18 protein-coding genes are annotated in these 20,908 nt (G+C 71.5%); 10 read left to right on the top strand and 8 right to left on the bottom strand.

The genetic code is table 11. The annotated features are described in order from the left end of the window. Positions 1-220: 220 nt before the first annotated feature. From G401_RS0103585 to G401_RS43205, 3 genes are all read right to left on the bottom strand, one after another. Positions 221-454, bottom strand: a complete 234-nt coding sequence (locus G401_RS0103585) for a hypothetical protein (protein ID WP_245601595.1) — start codon at positions 452-454, stop codon at positions 221-223. A 96-nt stretch (positions 455-550) separates the two neighbouring features. Then, a complete protein-coding gene (locus G401_RS0103590) occupies positions 551-787 on the bottom strand; it encodes a hypothetical protein (RefSeq protein WP_027341427.1) in 237 nt (78 codons plus the stop codon). Positions 788-791: 4 nt separating this feature from the next. After that, positions 792-1,343 carry a winged helix-turn-helix transcriptional regulator gene (locus G401_RS43205; RefSeq protein WP_051366082.1) on the bottom strand — a complete coding sequence of 184 codons (552 nt, stop codon included), beginning with the start codon at positions 1,341-1,343 and terminating at the stop codon, positions 792-794. A gap of 81 nt (positions 1,344-1,424) precedes the next feature. Between G401_RS43205 and G401_RS43210 the strand changes: the two genes are divergently transcribed. Both G401_RS43210 and G401_RS0103605 read left to right on the top strand, forming a co-directional pair. Then, positions 1,425-1,967, top strand: coding sequence for a pyridoxamine 5'-phosphate oxidase family protein (locus G401_RS43210; protein WP_051366083.1), 543 nt, complete (start codon positions 1,425-1,427; stop codon positions 1,965-1,967). Positions 1,968-2,038: 71 nt separating this feature from the next. Continuing rightward, a complete protein-coding gene (locus G401_RS0103605) occupies positions 2,039-2,698 on the top strand; it encodes a Type 1 glutamine amidotransferase-like domain-containing protein (RefSeq protein WP_027341428.1) in 660 nt (219 codons plus the stop codon). Positions 2,699-2,703: 5 nt separating this feature from the next. Here G401_RS0103605 and G401_RS43215 read toward each other — a convergent pair whose 3' ends face one another. Next, positions 2,704-4,323 carry an ABC-F family ATP-binding cassette domain-containing protein gene (locus tag G401_RS43215; RefSeq protein ID WP_034590638.1) on the bottom strand — a complete coding sequence of 540 codons (1,620 nt, stop codon included), beginning with the start codon at positions 4,321-4,323 and terminating at the stop codon, positions 2,704-2,706. A gap of 261 nt (positions 4,324-4,584) precedes the next feature. On the opposite strand from G401_RS43215, the gene G401_RS0103615 reads away from it, so the two are divergent. The 6 genes from G401_RS0103615 to G401_RS0103640 all read left to right on the top strand — a co-directional run bounded on the left by G401_RS0103615 (position 4,585) and on the right by G401_RS0103640 (position 9,407). Next, on the top strand, positions 4,585-5,118 hold the full coding sequence (locus G401_RS0103615) for a SigE family RNA polymerase sigma factor (protein ID WP_064741674.1): 534 nt from the start codon (positions 4,585-4,587) through the stop codon (positions 5,116-5,118). Then, on the top strand, positions 5,115-5,930 hold the full coding sequence (locus G401_RS0103620; RefSeq protein WP_027341430.1) for a hypothetical protein: 816 nt from the start codon (positions 5,115-5,117) through the stop codon (positions 5,928-5,930). The genes G401_RS0103615 and G401_RS0103620 overlap by 4 nt, the downstream gene beginning before the upstream one ends. 81 nt (positions 5,931-6,011) lie before the next feature. Beyond that, positions 6,012-6,551 carry a hypothetical protein gene (locus G401_RS0103625; RefSeq protein WP_157545277.1) on the top strand — a complete coding sequence of 180 codons (540 nt, stop codon included), beginning with the start codon at positions 6,012-6,014 and terminating at the stop codon, positions 6,549-6,551. Continuing rightward, the gene (locus G401_RS0103630) at positions 6,548-7,603 is read left to right on the top strand and encodes a peptidoglycan-binding protein (RefSeq protein WP_027341432.1); all 1,056 of its coding nucleotides are present in this window, start codon (positions 6,548-6,550) and stop codon (positions 7,601-7,603) included. Before G401_RS0103625 ends, G401_RS0103630 begins: the two co-directional genes overlap by 4 nt. Beyond that, positions 7,600-8,259, top strand: a complete 660-nt coding sequence (locus tag G401_RS0103635; protein WP_027341433.1) for an ABC transporter ATP-binding protein — start codon at positions 7,600-7,602, stop codon at positions 8,257-8,259. The genes G401_RS0103630 and G401_RS0103635 overlap by 4 nt, the downstream gene beginning before the upstream one ends. Beyond that, positions 8,256-9,407 (top strand): ABC transporter permease, encoded by a 1,152-nt coding sequence (locus tag G401_RS0103640; RefSeq protein WP_027341434.1) that lies wholly within the window; start codon positions 8,256-8,258, stop codon positions 9,405-9,407. The genes G401_RS0103635 and G401_RS0103640 overlap by 4 nt, the downstream gene beginning before the upstream one ends. 11 nt (positions 9,408-9,418) lie before the next feature. Here G401_RS0103640 and G401_RS0103645 read toward each other — a convergent pair whose 3' ends face one another. Beyond that, entirely contained in the window at positions 9,419-10,885 is a 1,467-nt protein-coding gene (locus G401_RS0103645) for a hypothetical protein (RefSeq protein ID WP_027341435.1), read from the bottom strand. Positions 10,886-11,034: 149 nt separating this feature from the next. On the opposite strand from G401_RS0103645, the gene G401_RS0103650 reads away from it, so the two are divergent. Then, positions 11,035-11,400: a hypothetical protein gene (locus G401_RS0103650; RefSeq protein WP_027341436.1), complete on the top strand. Its 366-nt coding sequence runs from the start codon at positions 11,035-11,037 to the stop codon at positions 11,398-11,400. 343 nt (positions 11,401-11,743) lie between these two features. Next, a complete protein-coding gene (locus G401_RS0103655) occupies positions 11,744-12,919 on the top strand; it encodes an alpha/beta hydrolase (RefSeq protein WP_027341437.1) in 1,176 nt (391 codons plus the stop codon). 11 nt (positions 12,920-12,930) lie between these two features. On the opposite strand, the gene G401_RS52305 is transcribed toward G401_RS0103655, so the two are convergent. The 3 genes from G401_RS52305 to G401_RS0103670 all read right to left on the bottom strand — a co-directional run bounded on the left by G401_RS52305 (position 12,931) and on the right by G401_RS0103670 (position 20,825). Continuing rightward, positions 12,931-15,897, bottom strand: a complete 2,967-nt coding sequence (locus tag G401_RS52305) for an EAL domain-containing protein (protein ID WP_169734142.1) — start codon at positions 15,895-15,897, stop codon at positions 12,931-12,933. 136 nt (positions 15,898-16,033) lie between these two features. After that, complete coding sequence (locus G401_RS0103665; RefSeq protein ID WP_027341438.1) at positions 16,034-16,834, bottom strand: dioxygenase family protein; 801 nt, start codon at positions 16,832-16,834, stop codon at positions 16,034-16,036. A gap of 199 nt (positions 16,835-17,033) precedes the next feature. Further along, on the bottom strand, positions 17,034-20,825 hold the full coding sequence (locus G401_RS0103670) for a LamG-like jellyroll fold domain-containing protein (protein ID WP_027341439.1): 3,792 nt from the start codon (positions 20,823-20,825) through the stop codon (positions 17,034-17,036). Positions 20,826-20,908: the final 83 nt, after the last annotated feature.

Below are 20,908 nucleotides of genomic sequence, written 5' to 3' on the forward strand. Positions count from 1 at the left end.
CCGAATCGTACGGCACCGGCGAAAAGGCGTGACGACAGGAATTCCATGTGCCGATGGACGGCGCAATGGAAGAGTGGCAATGGGCAGGTTCCGCGGACGCGTAGCAATTGCCCGTTTCGATGCAGCCCGTTTCAGTGCAGCCCGCTGCACGGCGAGCTGATGGGGACGCGCAGCCGTCGGGCGCGCGCCGCGCCCATCAAACCGACGCCGATCAGAGCGGTCAGAACGGGGCCAGATCCTCGCCCATCAGGGCCAGGACGGTGTTCTTCGATCCACCCTTGAGGCCCTGCACGACGACCTTGCCGGACCGACCGTCCGGCATTTCCAGCGTCAATGTCTTGCCGACCGGGCTGTTGATGCGGGCGGAACCGGCCGCGAGGCGGAAATCGCCCGCCCACGGCGAAATGCCACCCTTACGCGCCGGTTCGGTGAAAAGGGCGGCGGTGCCGGACATTCGCGTACCGTCTGCGGACAGCAGAACTGCGGGACTTCGATAAGTTGCCATATTCCACCACCTTATACGACGGCGCCGTGTCCTGGTGGACCGACCTCATTTGTCCCGGCTCGGGCGCGCCGCCGAGCGCAGCATCATCTCGAACCGGACGGCGATGTATCCGAGGAAGACCGCGAACGCTATCGCGCCGACCCGCAACACCGGGTCGCCGTCCGGCAGACCCCAGCCGCCGATGGCGCACGCCAGGACCGTCAACACCAGCAGCCAGACGAGCGCTCGCCAGAGAACCGACATGACGAGGGCCCGCCGGCCGGCGTTCCGGGGTGGTCGCATGGCCTCATGATGTCGCAGCACCGCCGCCGACGACAGGGTCCGGGTCGCCGCACGGTCCGTCGGCGACCGCGGCTTCGTACGCCGCCTGCAGCTCGGCGAAGACCGACGGCGTACCCGGCGGGCGGGCGATTCCCAGGTGCTGTTCGCGCAGCTCGTCCATGAACCGGTCCCACAGTTCGGGGCCGCCTCGTTCGAGCAGTTCCGCGCGTACCGACAGCTCGTGGGTCACGGGCATGTGCCGCCGCCCCCAGGAGCCGAGCGCCGCCATCACCGGCACCAGCTGTACGCCCGCTTCGGTGAGGCTGTAGCGGATCTTCTGCCGGTGGGACTTGTCGTCGGCCCGCCACAGCAGCCCGTGGCCGACCAGCCGCCGCAGCCGGTCGGCCAGGATGTTGGAGGCGATGCCCTCCTGGGACCCGGTCAGCAGTTCGCGGAAGTAGTGGCGGTCGCCGAACATCACGTCGCGCAAGATCACCAGCGACCACCGGTCGCCCAGCACCTCGACCGCGAGGTTGATCGGGCAGCCGGACCGGTGGGGATCGGGTAGGTCAGTCATCGGGACTGATGGTACTTCGCAATCGGTTGTGTTAGCGTCACGCCCGACTACTCTCGTTCTGCAATCAGTTTCGGGGGCGTGATGGAACCGATCAGCGAACACATCGACCGCCGCTACAGCGACGAGGACGCCGCGAGCCTCGCGTGGACCGCCGCGCTGGCGCGACTGGCAGCGGCGCAGGTCGCCTGGATCGTGACGGTGCGGCCGGACGGCCGACCGCACGCGACACCGATGGTCCCGGTGGTCGACGACGGCAGGGTCTACTTCCACACCGGCAGCACCGAGGTGAAGTACGCCAACCTGCAGGCCAATCCCCAGGTGCTGGTGCTGGCCGGCGACACCGGCTGGGAGCGCGGTCTCGACGTGGTCGCCGAGGGCGTCGCCGAGCCGGTCACCGACGAGTCCGTGCTGCGGCGCCTCGCGGAGCTGTTTCGCGAGCGCTGGGACGGCCGCTGGCAGCTGGACATCCGCGACGGCGAGCTGGCCGCAGTGACACCGGGTACGCGGCTCGTCGCCTTCGCGGTCACCCCGGCCAAGGCGTACGCCTTCACCAAGGGCGAGCCGTTCAGCCAGACCACCTACCGCTTCCCCGCGTACGCCGACGGCGGCCCGCAAGGGGCGTAACCTTCCGCACCGGCCGGGGCCGGCATCCACTGGAACCGCCGGGCGACGACACGGATCAGAAAGGCCGATTGATGAAGCTTCTGCTCACCTCCGCCGGAGTGAAGAACAAGAGCATCGAGAACGCGCTCGTCGAACTCCTGGGCAAACCGATCGCGGAGTCCACCGCCCTGTGCATCCCCACCGGCGGCTACGGCGCCAGCTACAGCCGGCCGGCCGGCCCCTGGCGATTCCTCGCCGGCAAGTCCGACCAGCCCATGACCGAGCTGGGCTGGAAGTCGCTGGGCGTGCTCGAACTGACCGCGCTGCCGACGATGGACCGCGACCGCTGGATCCCCTGGGTACGCGAGACCGACGCCCTGCTGGTCAACGGCGGGGACGCCGTCTACCTGGCGCACTGGATGCGCGAGTCGGGGCTCGCCGACCTCCTGCCGTCGCTGACCGAGACGGTCTGGTTGAGTTTCAGCGCCGGAAGCATGGTGCTGACCCCGCGCATCGGACCGGAGTTCGTCGACTGGAAGGCGCCCACCGGCGACAAGACGCTCGGTGTCGTGGACTTCTCGATCTTCCCGCACGTCGACCACCCGGCCCTGCCCGAGAACACGATGGCCGAGGCGGAGAAGTGGGCCGCCGGGCTGGACAACCCGGCGTACGCGATCGACGACGACACCGCGATCAAGGTGGTCGACGGCGACGTCGAGATCGTGTCCGAGGGCCACTGGAGACTTCTGTAGGCATGTCACACGGCGGCCGGCTCCGCTTCCGTGAGCCGGCCCTCGGCTACGTGCAGGTGCCGGGTGACTCCGACGTTCTCGGCGAACCGGCGGTCGTGCGTGACCATGATCAGCGTGCCGGGGTACGCGCGCAGCGCCTCCTCCGCGACGTCGAGCGAGTCGAAGTCGAGGTAGTTGGTGGGCTCGTCGAGCAGCAGCACCCGCGCCTGGCTGTTCACCATGACCGCGAGCAGCAGCCGGCGCAGCTGCCCGGCGCTGAGGGACCGCATCGGCAGGGCCAGTTCGTCCAAGGTGAACAGATAGCCCTGCAGCAGCTGCTCGGCGTCGTCGAGGTACATCGGCACCCGCGACCGGAAGAAGTCGATCGCCGCCTGCCCGGTACGCAGCTCGTCGTGGGTCTGCGGGAGCAACGCGACAGGCGCGCCCAGGTGCACGGTCCCGCCGAGCGGCGCCGCCTGCCCCACCAGCGTACGCAGCAGGGTCGTCTTGCCCGCGCCGTTGCGTCCGCTCAGCACGATCCGGTCGCCGCCGCGGACGACGAGATCAGCGTCGCGGATGAGCGGTACGCCGTCCACCCCGGCCGACAGCCCTTCCGCGTGCAGCACGACCTCCTCGGCCGACGGTGCGCCGTCGAACGCCAGCACGAGTCGCGGCCGGGTCTCCGGGCGTACCAGCCACTCGGCGGAGCGCATCTGCCGGTCGAGCCGCCGTTCCCGCATGATCGCCTTGCGCGCGATCATCTTCGCGTGGCGCCGGGTCCGGTCGTTGGTCGAGGACAGCTCCTTGGTCAGCGCCCGCTGCTTGATCTCGGCGATGCCGTCCACCATCTGGCGCCGGTACTTCTCCTGCGCCTCGAACTCCAGCAGCGCCGCCTCCCACCGCCGCGCCCGCTCCACGCGGTACTCCGAGTAGCCGCCGGTGTAGGTCTGCAACTGCTCGCGTACGCCGTCGAGCTCGAAGACGCGGTGGACGGTCCGGTCGAGGAACGCCCGGTCGTGGGTGACGACGAGGACCGCGCCGTCGAAGCGCTCCAGGTAGTCGCCGAGCCACCGGATGCCCTCCTCGTCAAGGTGGTTGGTGGGCTCGTCCAGGATGAGCACGGTCGGCCGCGCGAGCAGGATCGCGGCCAGGAGTACGCGGGCCTGCTCGCCGCCGCTGAGGTGGATCATCGGCTGGTCGTCGGCGAGGTGGTCGATGTCGAGGCGGCCGCGTACCTCGGCGAGCCGGCTGTCGGCCATCCAGCCGCGCAGGTCGGTCCAGCGCTCCTGGGCCTCGGCGAGGTCGGCCAGGGCGTCGGTGTCCCCGGCCGCGACCTGGTCGGCGAGTTCCCGCATCCGCGCGGCGGCGGCGTTGATCTCGGCCAGTCCCTCGGCGAGCACGTCCCCCACCGTGGACCCGGGCTCGACGACCTGCTGCGGCAGGAATCCGATGGTGGTACCGGGGGCGGTCTCCACCCGGCCGGACGTCGGTGCCTCGGCGCCGACGAGCAGGCGCAGCAGCGTCGACTTGCCGGCCCCGTTGGGACCCACGAGACCGATGCGCTCGCCCTTGCCGAGGATGAACGACACGTCGGAGAACAGCGGCCGGCTGTGGAAGCTCTTACTGAGATGGTGTGCGCGCAGCAAAGTGTGTCCCTTCCCAAGGGCAGGGCCCCGCGTCCGGCACGGCGACGGCCGGGTCCGGTGGGGCGAGATCGCTGAGGAGGCGTACCAGCGCGAAAGCGCGACGCCGGTGGGCACGCGGAGGTGCGTCCGGGAGGTTCGGCTCAGCGATCTGTCACAGCACTGCTCGCAGCCCCCAAGGTCGGGAACAGGGTCGCCGACGATGGTAGCGGTCGCGGCCGCCGCGCGTACACGCGTTTTCGGCGGCCGTGGCACTCTTGGGGCGTGTCCTTCCTGGGGTTCGGCCGGCGCCGGGCCGATGCCGACTACGTCGCGTACTACGAGGCGCGGGCGGCCGCGGTCCGCAAGACGGCCTACGTGCTGTGCGGCGACTGGCATCTGGCCGAGGACCTCACCCAGATCGCGTTCACGAAGCTCTACCGGGCGTGGCCCCGGCTCGAACGGCACGAGGCGCTGGACGGATATGTCCGCCAGACCCTGCTGCGCGCGTTCCTCGACGACCGCCGCCGGCCGTGGCACCGCGAACACGCCACGGGTCCCGGCAGCGGCGTCTTCGACGTCCCGGTCGCCGCGGCGGCGTACTCCGCGGACAGGGAGATCCTGCTCGCGGCGCTGAACCGGATCCCCAAGCGGCGGCGCGCGGTGCTGGTCCTGCGGTACTGGGAGGACCTGTCCGTCGAGCAGGTCGCCGACCTGCTCGACTGCTCCGCGGGCACGGTGCGCAGCCAGGCGTCGCGCGGGCTGGCCGACCTGCGGGCGGCGCTCGGCGACGACCTCGTGGAGCTGATGCTGCGATGAAGGACGTCTTCGAGCCCCTGCGCGAGATGCCCGAGCCGCCGCTGCGGCCCAGCGCCCTGGTGCTGCGCGCGGCGAAACGCTCGGCCCGCCGGCGCGCGGCCACGACGGCGCTCGTGGTGCTGGCGCTGGCCGGCGGCGGCTCGCTGGTCGCGCGCGAGCTTCCCCGGCATCCGGTACGCGAGACGCCGGCCGCCCAGTCCGCCACGGTCACGCCGACGCCCGCCGCGCAGGCACCCTCCCTGACGGTGCTGGCCAGCCGATCGGGGCCGATCGCCGGGGCGCTGATCCGCGCCGTGCCGCCGGGATACCGGGCCGCGCCGATGTCCCTCGAAGGCCTGGAGATCCCGGCCGCGGCGGCGTACACGGTGCGCACGGACGCCCGCGGCGGATTCCGTGCCGTCGTTGCCGTACGCGTTCGCGACCAGAACCGGGTCGGCGTCGTCGGCGTCCTCTACGGCACCGATCTGGCGGCCCCGAAGGACCCGTGCGCGACCGATCTCGGCCTCGGCATCGAGGGCTCGACGATCTCCGGCTGCCGGATGGTGACCGTCGGCGGCGTACCGGTCCGTGTGGTCACCGCGGCCGGCCCCGGCACGGGCGCGGTCCTGTCGGCGACCCGGTACCTGAGCGGCGGCTACCTGGTCGTGACGGCGAGCCAGGGCATCCGCGCGTACCAGGTCGCGGCCGACGGCGGCGACGCGAACACGTGGTACGTGGCGACGAACCCGCACAACGAACCGCCGCTGACGGGCCTGCCGTTCACGGCCGAGAGTCTGGCGGGCCTGGCCGCCGGGCCCACCCTGATCCCCTGAGAGAAATCTTCCCACGCCGAGCAGCGTCCCGGCTCGCGGCTGCGTGTGTACCGGTAGACCACAGACTGAAGGAGTCGACCGGTGTACCGCCCTTGTGTGTTCGTCCTGTGCGCGGCCGTGGCGCTGGCCGCGGTCGCCGGCTGCTCCAGCGCGCCGCAGCAGCCGCGGGTGGCCACGGCCGCCCAGCCGACCGCCACGGCGGCCGGCGTCCCCTCCCCCACCCCTTCGAAGGCCGAGACCGACTACGACAAGGCGCTGCGCTTCACCCGCTGCATGAACGCGCTCGGCGAGACCATCCCCGACCCGGTGGAGGGCAGGCCTTTGCAGCTGTCCTCGCAGCGCCAGGGCGACTGGTACATCCCGTCGGCGAACCTGCCGAAGTGCAAGCAGTACCTGCCGACGACGTGGCCGGTGAAGATGGACCCGAAGGACCTGGCCAAGGAGGCCAAGTTCGACGACTGCCTGCGCAAGCGCGGCATCGTCGTACCCGAGCCCGACGCGCACGGCATGGTGCACTACGCGACCGATCCGGATGCCTGGTACACACCCGAGTACCGTGCGGCCGAGGACGCCTGCCGCTACCTCTACGACGATCCGGCCAACGGCGGAAGCAACCGGTGAGGACGCGTATCACCGTCGGGGCCGTGGTTCTCGCCGCCGCCCTGGCCGTCACGATCGCCGTCCTGTGGCGACCCGGCACCGGCACGCCCGCCGCCCAGCGCGAGCCGATCGCCACCACGACCATCACCCGGGAGACCCTGACCGACGTCGTCACCGTGAACGGGAAGCTGGCGTACGGGCCGCCGACCGGGGCCGAGAGCCGTTTGCCCGGCACGATCACGGCCCTGGCCCCGATCGGATCGACCGTCCAGCGTGGACAGACCGTGTTCCGCGTCGACGACACCCCGGTCGTGCTGATGTACGGCGACGTTCCGGCGTACCGGGAGCTGAACGCGGGAAAGGCGGCCGTGCCGGGTCCACCCGCGACACCCGCAGTCACCCCGTCCCAGGGCCGCGACGTACGCCAGTTCGAGCAGAACCTGAAAGCGCTCGGCTACAACGGTTTCAGCGCGGACGACACGTTCACCGTCCAGACCGCCGCGGCGGTACGCCACTGGCAGCACGATCTCGGCGTACCCGAGACGGGCGTGGTGGACCTCGGCCGGGTCTTCTACGCGCACGGCCCGATCCGCGTCGACGCGCAACTGCTGCACCCCGGGCAGACCGCGGCCGGTCCGGTGCTGACCTACACCGGCACGACGCGGCTCGTGACGGCCGAGGTCCCGGCGCGCGAGGAGGCGCTCGCGAAGGCGGGCACGAACGTGACCGTCGCCCTGCCCGGCGGCGCCGAGATCGGCGGCGTGGTGCAGTCGGTGCGCACGCCCGCCGACCAGGGCGGTCAGGAGCCGATCGTCGAAGCCGTCGTGGCCTTCGACGCGGCCGACGCGCAGGAAGGTCCCGTCCGGGTACGCCTCGTCGCCGCCCGCCGCGACGACGTGCTGGCGGTCCCCGTCGGCGCCCTACTGGCGCTGGCCGAAGGCGGCTACGGGCTGGAGATCGTCGACGGGACGACCAGCCGCGTCGTCGCCGTCCGCACCGGGCTCTTCGCGGGCGGAAAAGTCGAGGTGAACGGGCCGATCTCCGAAGGCCAGACGGTGGGGATGGCCCAATGACCCTCGTCGAACTGAGCGACGTCACCAAGACCTATCCCGGCGGTGTGACGGCGCTGCGCCACGCCGACCTGACGCTGCACGAGGGCGAACTGGCCGCCATCGTCGGCCCGAGCGGCTCGGGCAAATCGACACTCCTGCACCTGATCGGCACGCTCGACCGCCCCACCAGCGGCCGCGTCACCGTCGCCGGGCACCACGTGGCCGACCTGCCCGACCGGAAGCTGTCGGATCTGCGGGCCACGACGATCGGGTTCGTCTTCCAGCAGTTCCACCTCGCGCCCGGCGTACGCGCCGTCGACAACGTCGCCGACGGGCTGCTCTACCGGGGCGTACCCCTCAGGGAGCGAAGGAGGTGGGCGGCGGCGGCACTGGACCGGGTGGGCCTGGCCCACCGCGTCGATCACCGGCCCGACCAGCTGTCGGGCGGCGAGAAGCAGCGTGTCGCGATCGCCCGCGCGATCGTGGGACGGCCCCCGCTGGTGCTGGCCGACGAGCCGACCGGCAACCTGGACTCGGCCGCGGGCGCCGCGATCGTGGCGCTGCTGCGGGAGCTGAACGCGGCCGGAACCGCCGTGCTGATCATCACCCACGACCGGGAACTGGCCGCCCGGCTGCCGCGCCGCATCGAGGTACGCGACGGCGAGGTGACCGCATGAGCCCCGCGGACCTGTTGCGGGTAGGCGTTTCCGGCCTGCGTACGCGCCCGCTGCGAGCGGTGCTGTCGGCCCTGGGCATCGCCATCGGGATCGCCGCGATGCTGTCGGTCGTCGGCATCTCCGCGTCCGGCCAGGCACACGTGCAGAAGACGCTGGACTCCCTGGGCACCAACCTGCTGACCGTCGAGGGCGACCAGCTGCCGGACACCGCGACGGCGATGATCCGCCGCATCGGCCCGGTGACGCTCGCGGCCGCCGTCTCGAAGCTGCCCGACAGCGTCCACGTCTACCGCAACGACCACGTGCCGGCCGAGCAGACCAACGGGATCATCGCGTACGCGGCCGACCTCACCCTGCCGCAGGTCACCGGCGCTCGCATCGCCCAGGGCAGCTGGCTCAACGCGGCCACCGCCGCCTATCCGGCCGTCGTCCTCGGCGCCGACGCCGCCCGGCGCCTCGGCATCACCGCCCCGTCACCCGCCGTCCTGCTCGTCCTGGGCGGCCGGTCGTTCGCCGTGGTCGGCGTACTGCGACCGGTCCCGCTCACGCCCGAACTCGACAGCGCCGCGCTGATCGGCGTACCGGCCGCGCGACAGTACCTGGGCAGCGGCCGGCATCCGTCCAAAGTGTACCTGCGCGCGACCGATCAGCAGGTGGTCGCCGTCCGCGACGTTCTCGCCGCCACCGCCGACCCGGTCACCCCGTACGAGACCATCGTCTCGCGCCCCTCCGACGCGCTCGTCGCCAAGCTCGCCACCGAACACGCCTTCAACGCCCTCCTGCTCGGCCTCGGCGCCGTCGCCCTGCTCGTCGGCGGCATCGGCGTCGCCAACACGATGCTCATCTCCGTCCTCGAACGCCGCGCGGAGATCGGCCTGCGCCGGTCGCTCGGTGCCCGCCGCGGGCACATCCGCCTGCAGTTCCTCACCGAGTCCCTGCTGCTCACCCTCCTCGGCGGCGCCGCCGGCACCGCCCTGGGCACGCTGGTCATCCACGGGTACGCCGCGCTCCAGTCCTGGCCGGCCACCGTGCCGTGGTGGGCGGTGTCGGCGGGGCTGGCCGCCACGGTCTGCGTCGGCGGGATCGCCGGAATCCACCCGGCCATCCGAGCCGCGCGCCTGTCGCCCACCACCGCCCTGGCCGCATGAGGAGGCGTCTTTCAGCCTGCGCGCCTCGTGCGTCCCAGCCAGCCGGCGGTTCGCCGGGCCACCAGGGGCAGCGACGGATCCGTGCGGATCTCCTCGGTCAGGCCGTGGTAGTCGTCTGTGCCGATGCCGTAAGCGATCCCGTGCAGTACGCGGCCCAGATGATCCGACGGCGTACGGCGCCACGCACCGCCGTAGGCCGCCAGCAGTCCTCGCCAGGTGGTCTCCGCATAGCGCCCGGCGCAGTGCGGCAATGCCCAGGCGGCCGCCTCGCGTACGCCGGCGTTGAACCCGGGCGTCGTCAGGATGCGCAGGATCAGCGGCCGGTGGACGTCGACCGCGAGCGTCGTCAGCGTACGCAGCGCCCGGCGGGGGAAGTCCTCGTCGCGCCCGACCAGCCCGGCCTGGATCTCGGCCAGCAACGCCGTTCCGACGTGCGCCCGGTACGGCGTCGCCGCCAGGCACATCGCCGCGACCATCCGGGCGTCGGACTCGATCCCGAACAGCGCCTCGTCGATCATCTCCACCAGCAGCGGATCCTCCCGCTCGGCGGCCATCGCGCCGTGCACCTGCAACGCGACGCGCGTACTGATCTCCGCCACGTGGGTTCTCGGCGGCGGTTCGCGTACGCCCTGGACGAGCAGTCGCAGGCTGGTCAGCGTGTCACCGGCGGCACCCTCCTTCATCCGCTGCGCGGCGGCGGCCAGGAGGCCGCGCACCTGGGCGGCGTCGAAATGCCCGCGCAACAGCTTCTGCCGGGCGGCGACCGCGGCGCCGTACAGGACCCGCTGATCGTCCGGCTTCGCCAACTGTCCCAGGATGTACGCGTTCGCGGACGGGCTCGCCGAGACGTCCAGCAGCGACATGGGTTCCAGCACGGCGGCCGAGGCCCGGTCCTCGACCAGGCTGATGCAGCTCTGGACGGCGTGGACACCGGCGTACGGATGCTCCAGGAGCTTGCTCATGGCCTCCTGCCGCAGCAGCCATTCGGCATGATCGGAGACGACCAGTTCCTCCAGCAGGCGGCCGGTCAGCAACGCCCAGTTCTCCGTCGGGAACAGGAACAGCCCCGGGGTCGACCGGACGATCTCCGCCATCGACGACCAGTCGAGCCCCGTCATGACGGCACCGGACAGCGCGCGGTCCAGCAGTTCCTTGAGGTCCCTTTCGCGCTCTTCTCCGGTACGCGGGTCGGCGCTCTCCTCGCGTACGACCTCCGTGCGGGCGACCGCGTCGCAGACGGTCACCAGCGACTCGGGACGCAGATCGAGCAGCCGTTCGTACCGCCGGACGGTCGCCCGGCTCACCGCGATACCGCCCTGCTCCCAACGGGTGATGTGCGAAGGCGCCAGGGCGGATTCGCCGTCGGCCCGAAACAGCCGGGCGAATTCCTTGCCCGACCTCAGCTTGTGATGCACATCGGTCAGCGTCCTGTTCGCCCGCAGGAGCCAGCCGATCTTGCCTCTGGCACCGATCTTCACCGTTCGCTACCTCGGTAGTTGCACCCGCAGCCCCGCCCTGCAATCGATCAACATCGAACTCCGGCCTCATCATAGCGTGACGGGACACCGAGCGAGCCGGCCTTCTCCCAGCCGGGAAGGCGGCGCTCGACGAGCAAAGGGGGTTCTCCATGCGAGGCAAGAGACTCGGCGTACTCGTGGCGGCGGTGGCTCTGGCGAGCGCGCTCCTGCCGGCGGCTCCCGCCGCGGCGTCCGTCACCGTCTCCGGCGACGTGGTCTGCAATCAGGGCGGAGCCGTGGTCGGCGTCTGGATCCAGGCGGCCGGCGGATCGGGCTGGGCGTCGGGTACGAGCGTCTTCAGCAAGTCGGGGGTGACCGCGCCGTGGACGGTCCACGTCGGCTGCGGCGGTACGCCGTCGAACTGGGCGTACTCCGTCTACGGCGTGAAGAGCATCTACTCGACGTTCGCGAACTGGGGCTGCTACCCGTTCGGCAACTACCCCAACGGCCCCGGCTGCTACACGACCGTCAACTGAGCGGCTTCCCGCCGACCAGGCGGTCAGCGCCGTCGTCCCTGGCCCCGGTTCACGCTCCCGGGGCCAGGGACAGGTAGCTGGGCGCCGCGCTGCACCAGGCGGGCGCGGGTCGCATGGGCCGGAGACCGGGGACCGGTCGAATCCGCCGCCGTACGTGATCGTTCCAGTGTGGACGGTAGCACGCGGATCTTGTTCCGCCCAGGACGGTCGGCGGACGTCGATCAGGTCGGCCGCCGGCATCGTGAACCGGCGCTTAACAATGGGTCGCGCAGGTTCACCTTGATCAACCACGGGCGGTGGCGGAGAGTGGCGGAGCCCGCCACACCGTCCCAGGGGAGGTCTCATGCCCGTCGGCTACATGTTCACCGTGGGGTGCGTCGCGATAGGCACCCTGTTCGCCCTCATGCCGGTACGCCGTCCGCGGCCGATCTCGACGGTGAGCTACTTCTTCGGTCTGGCCGTCAACGAGCTGCCGTTCTTCGCCGCGATCTGGTGGCTGGGGGTCTCGACGGCGTTGGCGTTCGGCGAGGGCGACATCGATACGCCGATCGCCTGGGCGACCGTCGCGCTGGCCGCGGCGGCAGCGCAGGGGCTGGCCGTCGTCGCCGGTCGCGGTTGGCGTGATCGCGGCCGCATCGAGTCCGCCGTGGACGAAGGCCTGGGCGCGGGTTGGCGCGACGCCCTCGACCCCGATCTGGCGGCCGGCCTGCGCCGCCGCTTTCCGCTGGCCCGCGTCCTGTTCCTGCCCTTCTTCCGGCGCCGTCCGGACGTCCGCCGTGTGGCCGGCCTCTCGTACGGCGACGCGGGAAGGCGCAACCTGCTCGACGTCTACCACCATCGCTCGCGGCCGGCCGGCGCGCCGATCATGATCCACATGCACGGCGGCCACTACTCCGGCGGGCACAAGAACAGCCAGTCGCTTCCGCTGCTCTACCGGCTCGCGGGCCACGGCTGGGTGTGCATCAGCGCCAACTACCGCCTGCAACCCCAGGTCCGCCATCCCGACCACCTCATCGACCTCAAGAAGGTCATCGCCTGGGCACGCGAGCACGCCCACGAGTACGGGGCCGATCCGTCGACGGTGTTCGTCGCCGGCAGTTCCGCGGGCGGGCACATGGCGGCACTGGCCGCGCTCACCCCGAACGACCCCGCGTACCAGCCGGGGTTCGAGCACGCCGACACCTCGGTCAGCGCCGCCGTCCTGCTCAACGCCTGGTACGGCACGTACTTCGACGGGTCGCCCGAGTCCGCGCCGGCGTGGCACGTCACGGCCGACGCGCCCCCGTTCCTCCTGGCCCACGGGGACAAGGACACGCTGGTACCGCAGGCGGACGCCCGGACCTTCGCCGAGCACCTGCGCCGGGTGTCGAGCGCTCCCGTCGTGTACGCCGAGATGAAGGGCGCGCACCACGCCTTCGACCTGTACCACTCGCCGCGTTTCGAAGCCGTGGTCGACGCGGTCGAGGCGTTCGCGGCGGCGGTCAGATCACGCGATCGGCGGCGAACGCCGAACCGCTGAGCGGCGGGCCCTCAGCCCTGCCAGCGCCGCAGGAATTCCAGTGCCTGGTCGGCCGGGAACGGCATCGCGTACAGGAATCCCTGCCCGTAGCCGCAGTCCAGGCCGAGCAGCCGGTCGCGCTGATCGGCCGTCTCGACTCCCTCGGCGATGATCTGCAGGCCGAGCTTGCGTCCCATCAGGACCATCGAGCCGACGAGGTCGTCACTCTTGGTGTCCGACCCCAGCCGCGACACGAACGAGCGGTCGATCTTGAGCGCGTCGATGGGCAGCCGGTGCAACGCCTCCAGGGACGAGTACCCGGTGCCGAAGTCGTCGATGTAGACCTCGCAGCCGAGCTCGTGGATCTCGGTCAGGATCGTGCGGGCCTGCGTGACGTCGCGCATGACGACGCTCTCGGTCAGCTCCAGCGCCAGGCAGCGACCGTCCAGCCGGGACTCGCGCAGGCAGTCGGCGAGGAGGCCCACCAGCGTCCGGGTCCACAGCTGGCTGTGCGACACGTTGACGCTGATGCGCAGGTCCCGGCCGGTCGCCGCGCGCCAGGACGCGAGCCGGCGGCCGGACTCGGTGAGGATCTGACGGCCGATCTCGGTGATCATGCCGGTCTCCTCGGCCACCGGCAGGAAGTCGTTCGGGCTGATCAGGCCGCGCGCGGGATGCCGCCACCGGGCCAGCGCCTCGAACGCGGTGACCTCGCCCGTCGCCATGTGGACGATCGGCTGCACGTAGGTCTCGATCTCGCCGTGCTCGATCGCCCAGCGCAGTTCCGTCTCGATCTGCAGCCGCTTGACCGCCTTGGCGCGCATCGAGCTGTCGAAGATCGCGTGGGAGCCCTTCATCGCCGATTTCGCCGTGTACATGGCGACGTCGGCGTCGCGGACGAGGTCCTCGGCCGCGTCGCGCCGGTGGTCGGCCAGTGCCACGCCGATGCTGGCGGTGACGACGACGTCGTGGCCCTGCACGTGGAACGGCTGGAAGAAGCTGTCCTGCAGTCGCCGCGCGACGTCGGTGGCCTGCTGAACGCGGTCGACGCCGTCGAGCAGGATCAGGAACTCGTCGCCGCCGAACCGGGCCGCCGTGTCGGCTTCGCGCAGGTTCTCGGTGATGCGCGTGGCCACCTGGACCAGCAGCCCGTCCCCGGCCGTGTGCCCGAGGCTGTCGTTGATCACCTTGAAGCCGTCGAGGTCCAGGAACAGCACCGCGATCCGGCCGCCGTCGGCCGGCCGGTCGCGGTCGAGCGCCTCGCGGAGCCGGTCGAGGAAGAACGCCCGGTTGGGCAGACCCGTCAGGTCGTCGTACAGGGCCGCGGTGCGCAGCTGGTCCTTGCCCTTGCGCAGGTCCTGCACCAGCTGGTCGTAGTCCAGCGTGTGCGCCAGCAGCGCGGCCCACTGGTTGATCGGTTCGCGGCCGGTCTCCACCTCCTGCTCGGCGCGGTCCACCACCGCGAGCAGGCCCCAGTCGCTCGTGTCGACCTTGACCGGCACGACGAAGACCACCTCCTGCGGATGCTCGCTCGCCTCCGCCAGCAGGCCGGCCGGCGGGAACGCGGCCGCCGTCGTCGGCGCCGGCTGGTCCGCGGGCTCTCCATTCCTCCTGTACGCGCCGGCCAGCATCACCTGCCCGTCCGGTGTCCACAGGCCGAGGCTGCCGGCCCGGGCCTGCGTACGCGCGAGCCAGGCCAGTCGGCGCGGGTCCTCCCGGTGGGCGCGCAGCAGCTGCGTGCTGACCTCGTACTGGCGGCTGAGGGTCCGCTGGAGGTAGACGCTGTCGCGGAACTGCGCGCGGCCGAGGGTGTGCATCATGTCCCGCATCATCGATTCGATCGGGATCCCGGAAGGTTCAGCGGAAGGCGTCGCGGAACTCCGCTCGGACGCCGACGCCGTGCCGCAGTCCGACACGGTGTTGACGAGATCCATGAGGATCTCCGGCCGGCCGGTTGCCTGGGTCAGCCCCTGCAGGGCTGCGTGGATCCGCGCAGCCGTCGGACGGTCCGGGCCGCCGCCGATCGCCGCGGCGAGGACCTCGACGTGCGGGGCGACCGCGGCCAGCCCGACCTCGTCGATGAGCGGCGCGAGCGCGGCCTTGAGGTGCCCGGCGGCGTCGGCGGGCCGGGTGCCGGCCCGGTGGCCGTGGTCGCATCCGCAGGAGGCCCGGACGACCAGGCCGGTCGGCACGTGCAGCGGTGCGGGCGACGGACGCTCGCCGCGGATCAGGCGGACCAGTTCGGTGGCGGCGGTGTACCCGAGCATCTCGACGGGCTGGCGGACGGTCGTCAGCGGCGGATCGAGGTACGCCGCCATCCGCTGGTCGTCGAACCCGACGACGGCCTGGTCGTCGGGGAGACGCAGCCCGCCGGCGGTCAGGACGCGCATGATGCCCGCGGCGTTGGCGTCGGTGCCGGCCAGCACCGCGGTGGACCGGACGCCGGTCTCGATCATGTGCCGCGCGGCCAGTTCCCCACCGCCCTCGTGGTTGTCCGCCGCCTCGAAGAGCAGGGCCGGGTCGGGTTCCAGTCCATGGGCCCGCATCGTGTGCCGGTACGCGTCCAGGCGCTCCCGCACGTCGCTGGCGCCGAGGTAGCCGGCGAAGGCGATCCTGGTGTGCCCGTGGGCGATCAGGTGCGTGACGGCTTCCCGGGCGCCGGTCCGGTTGTCCGGCCGGACCGCCGGGCAGGACAGGTCCGGGACGTCGTGCGGAACGGTCACCACCGGCTTGCCGGCCTGCTGGGCGGCGAGCAGGTACTGCGGTCCGGCGGCGTTCAGGATGACGACGAACCCCGAGACGTGGTCCCAGGCGATCGGATGCCTGACCTCGGGTGGCTGGTCGATCTCCGTCTGCTCGGTCCCGGCGTCGGAGGTCTGGATCGCGATGACCCCGGCGTCCAGCGACCGGCCGGCACGCGCGATGCCCGCCAGGATGCCGCCGAAGTACCAGCCGCCGAGGAACGGGGACAGCACTCCCAAAGTGAACCGCCTGGTCACTTTGGTCATCGTAGGCCGCCGGACGATGCCAAGCCATCCATCGCACCGGCGGCGAGTCGGACAAATCCGGCACAAACCGCCATCCCGGGCAGGTCGCGCACGCGGACTCCCCCCGCGTACGCGACCCGTTCGTGGGCTACGCCGGGACGGTGATGGTCAGGGCGGCCGCGTACCCGCCGGCGGTGTTGCCGGTGACGGTGGCCATCTCGCGGGCGGCGAGATCGTCGCGGAAGACCATGTCGGTGGACAGGCTGATCCGGCTGAGATTGGTGACGCTCTGGGCGTACCCGGTAGTGGCGTAGACCGCTTGCGAGATGTTCTGCGGGAGGGCGATCTGCGAGGTCTTGACGATCTGCCCCGAGGCGGTGGTGGCGGTGGCCAGCGACCGGTAGACCTCGAAGTGGATGTGCGGCCAGCGGCCCGAGTAGCAGCCCGGGTAGATGCTGGTGAAGCTGACCTTGCCGGCCGCGTCGGTGGCCTGGATGCCGCGCAGGTAGTTCTGCGTGGTGACCCCGCTGGAGTACAGCGAGTACCGGCCTTCGCGGTCGCAGTGCCAGGCGTAGACGGCCGCGCCGACCAGCGGTACGCAGCTCGGGTTGAGCACGGTGAGCGAGAAGGTCAGCGGGATGCCGGCGGCGGTGCCGGAAGCGGTGCCGAACGACGGGCGGATGTCGTTGCGCACCACGCCCGACAGGACCCGGACGTTGGGGCCGTTGCTGCCGTCGGCCGGGTACGGCCCGGCGGTCTCCGACTCGACCTCGGTCGCGCACGCGGCGGTGGCGGTGGCGTCGCCGAGGGCGAGCGGGCCGCCGACGGCCGCCGTCAGGCCCGCTCCGCCGAGGGCGGCGAGCATCCGGCGGCGGGACATGGTGGCCAGGTCGAACTTGAGGCCCTTGTCGTGCACGGCGCGTACGTACGCGTCGTTGTCCTCGTACATGTGGGCTCCTTCCCAGTGCGGACCCGGACGGGGGGATCCGGGCTCCACAAAGGAGGAACTCAACCATCGAAATCTATATATTCGACTGAGGGCGGCTCGGAATTCGATAACGCCCCGGTCACGAAACCCTCGGAACCTGCGACTCGGCCCGGGCGCGGCGCACCCGGGCCGAGATCGGCTTGGACCGGCGAAGGATCCGTCAGCCCAGGCGCCACCGCTGCGCGTTGGTGGCGTTGCAGGTGTACAGCTGCAGGCTCACGCCCGGGTTGGGCGCGCTGTTGGGCACGTCGAGGCACATCCCGAGGGCACCGAACGCCTGGGTGGCCGGATCGTAGGTCCAGATCTGCGCCGCGGTGCCGTTGCAGGCGGCCATCCGGATCAGCGTCCCGCTCGCGGCGACGCCGTCCTTGACCTCGACACAGCTGCCCAGCGCGGACAGCGTACGGCGGTCGGGGTCGTAGCTGAACCGCTGCTCGTCGCCCCCGTTGCAGCCCCACATGATCACGCCGTGCGGGTCGGCGGGGTTGCCGGCCGGGATCGCCGCGCAGCTGGTCGTGCCGTCCATGCGTACCTGGCCGGTGCGGGAGCCGCCGACGGTGAGGATCTTCGCCGCCGGTACGGCGCTCGCGTACACCTTGACCTCGTCGACGTCACCGGTCAGCCGGTCGGCGATGCCGTTCATCCACTTCGACCGTCCGATCGCGAACTTGCCGGCCGACGTGCCGACCGTGCACGCGGCGGTGCTCTGCAGGACGTCGTTGAGGTACAGCCGCAGCTGCCCCGCCCCGGCGTCGTAGACACCGACGAGGTGCTGCCACGTGTTCAGGTCACCGGTGCCGACGGTGTTGACGCTCAGCGCGTCGGCGATCGCCGGCGAGGTGGTGTCCGGCGAGATGCACGTGAACGCCCACTTGCCCGCACCACCGCCGATGCTCGCGTACCGCAGGTGGAACGCGCTGTTGACGGTGCCGTCCTGGCTGACGATCACCGCGTTGCCGGCCGGCAGCTGGTGCAGGCGTACCCAGGCGGAGACCGTGAACGACTGGTCGGTGTTGAGGACCTGGCCGGTCTCGGCGTACCCGGTGCCGTCGAGCTGCAGGCCGGTACCGGTCTGGCCGGAACCCGACGTGGGCACGTTGGCGTTCGGGATGAAGGTCAGGTCGTGCGCGTACGGCGAGGAGTCCAGGGCCGGCCCCTTGCCGGGCTCGCCGAAGTGCCACTCCCCCGGGCTGCCCCCGTCGGCGGCCACCGCGGCCTCGTTCGCGCTGATCACCCGGTCCCAGACCTGGACACCGGTGATGGCGCCCTTCCAGAAGTCACGGTTGGCGTCGTCCCAGCGCGTACGCCCGACGGTGAACGCGCCCGTCGCCGACCAGGCGGCCGGGGCCTGGGCGGTGGCCGCCTTCTGCCCGTTGACGTAGAGGGTCATCGTGCCGGTGGCCGGGTCGGCGCTGGCCGCGAGATGCGTCCAGACGTTCGCCCGGGCCGCCGGTCCGCAGGCCGCCGCCTGGCCGGGAACCACGCTGTCGGAGTTCGGGACGACGAACTGCCAGCCCTTGCAACCGATCGAGTACTGCAGCTGGAATCCCGTGCTGTGTACGCCGTCCTGGCTGAGCGCCGTACGCGTACTCGCAAGGTCGGCGAGCTTGACCCACGCGGCGGCGGAGAATCCCTTGGCGGTGTCGACGACCCGGCCGGTGGTGGCCGCGTCGCTGGTGCCGTTGAACGACAGCGCGCCGGTGCCGCCGGGTACGCGGCCGGTGGTCTGCCAGGTGCCGCCGGTGAGCGACAGGTCGAGCACGCCCGGGTTCTGGGCGTTCTGCAGGCCGGTGCCGGGGTCGTCGAGCGGCCACTGGGCCTTGGCGGGCTGCGGCAGCTTGACGGTGAACTGGTACCGCGCGGCCGAGTTGTCCTTGGTCCGGCCGGCCCGGTCGACCGCGACGACGACCAGGTTCTGCTGCAGCGTGGCGCCTTCCGGCGGGGTCCACGTGACGGTCACCGGGTCGCCCGCGCGGGTGGCCCAGGTGTCGATGGTCGCGGTGCCGAAGCCCCACCGGTAGTGGGTGACGTCGGGTGAGCTGCGGAAGGTGAAGGTGCCGGTACGCCCGATCTCGCCGCAGGCGTCGCAGCCGTTGGTATAGACGTCGCCGGTGACGGTCGGGGTGACGGGGTCGGTGAGGTCGACCTCGAACTCGCAGTTGCCCGGCATGTTCGTCACCGGTCCGGTGCCGCCCTTGCCGTAGTCGTTGGCCTGGGCGCGGAAGGCGTAGATCCCGCCGTCGTCCAGGGCGGACGTGGTCCAGTAGCCGCGGGTGCCGTTGGAGACCCAGTCCTGGTAGCCGGCGACCGAGGGACCGTCGAATGCCGTGCCGCCCCACTTCTGGGCGCCCAGCCACAGCTGCATCTGGTCGCCGTCGGGGTCCCAGGCGCGGGCCGACAGCTGCGGCGTCGCGGTCGGGATCACCGGCCGGCCGCCGCCCTGCACGCAGTCGCGCCCGTCGACCTGCAGCCAGTTGGGGGCCGTGGGCGGGTCGTCGTAGTCGACGGCCAGCCGGGCGGTGCCCGCGTCGAACCGCTTCCACTGGTTGGTGTCGTTCTCGTTGTCGGCCCGCAGGGACAGGCCCAGGTACCAGCCCCAGTTCGCCGCGACGTCACGGGTCCAGCCGGTCACGTCGAACTCGTCGTCGCCCGGCCCCGAGCACCCGTACGCGCTGTCGGTACGCCGGCTCGCCCAGGCGGTCGTCGACTCGTACCAGCGGAACTTGTTCCAGTCGTTGGAGTAGTTCCAGGTGAGGTTGGAGAAGTTCTCCCAGTTGCCGACGTTGTCGACGTGCCACAGCTTGGCGGTGCTGGCCGGGTTGCACGTCCACGAGTGCAGCTGCTTGATGAAGAACGACGCCTTGGTCACGTGGTGGCCCCGGATGCCGCTGGTGTCCAGCTGGAACATGGAGCGTACGACGTAGGTGGTGCTCAGGCAGTTGCCGTTGCTGTCGTAGTCGCAGACCCGGCCGTGCCCGGCGCCTCCCTTGGTGCTGGCGCTGGTCAGCGACAGGCCGGAGGACTCGGGGTACTTGCTCATGACGATGGCCCAGTTGTTGTTGCGCAGGCCGCCCGACCACGACGGGTCGATGTAGACGGGGTAGACGGTGTCCGCGGCGGCGAGCATGCCCGCGTCGGGGGTGACGGTGAGCTTCCCGGCGGCGGCGCGGACCGGCATGGTGGCCCGGCGTGCCGGGCGCCGTACGCCGGCCGACGCCTGGTCGCCGGAGTCCCACATCTGCGGGGCCGGGGACGTGAACACGGTGCGGCCCTGGTCGTCGGTGGCCTCCAGACCGCCGTCGGCGGGCCGGGTGGTCAGACCGCCGGTGTTCAGTCCGAACAGGACGGAGGCGAGCTTCGGGTGCTTGGCCGCCCGGGCCGACCTGACGACAAGGACCTCGGAGAAGCCGGTCGCGGTGGCGGTCAGCGCGAGGTCGACCCCGGGCAGGACGTCCGCGTAGGTCGCGGTGTCCCCGGCCACCGAGGGTGCCGGCAGCGGCCCGCCCGGCCAGGTGATGGACAGGGTCTTGTCGCCGGAGCGGACGGTCGCGGCCGGGCCGCTGCCGCCGGGCGAGAACGTCACGGGGACGGCGCCGGCCTTCGGCGCCAGGGCACCGTCCACTGTCGTCAGTGCGGTGTCGACCGGGGTCCAGGAACCGTCGGGCCGGTGCGCGAAGCGCGGAGCCACCGATTCCTCGGTGGTGTAGCCGCCTTCCGGCCGGGCGAAGGTCTGGCTGGTCTCGGTACGCTGGTCGAGGATCTCCACCCGCGTCCGGCAGGCCTGGGCCATGGTGGTGGCCGCGGCGACGCCGGTCTGCGTGTCCGCGCAGGCGGGCACGGCCGGTGCCGCGGCCCGCGCGGGTGTGAGGTCGACCGGGAACATCGTGGTCGTGAACGCGGTGACGAGGATCGCCGCCAGGCGTAGCAGGCGGCGGTCTGCGGTTGTCTGCATGCTCTTCCTTGCTCGCAGGGGGTCGGGGCGCCCGCTGGCAGACGGACGCCCCGGATGAGGAGACGGGTCAGGTGATGGAATCG

The sequence above is a fragment of the Hamadaea tsunoensis DSM 44101 genome (genome assembly GCF_000428945.1).
GTDB classification, from domain to species: Bacteria; Actinomycetota; Actinomycetes; order Mycobacteriales; family Micromonosporaceae; genus Hamadaea; species Hamadaea tsunoensis.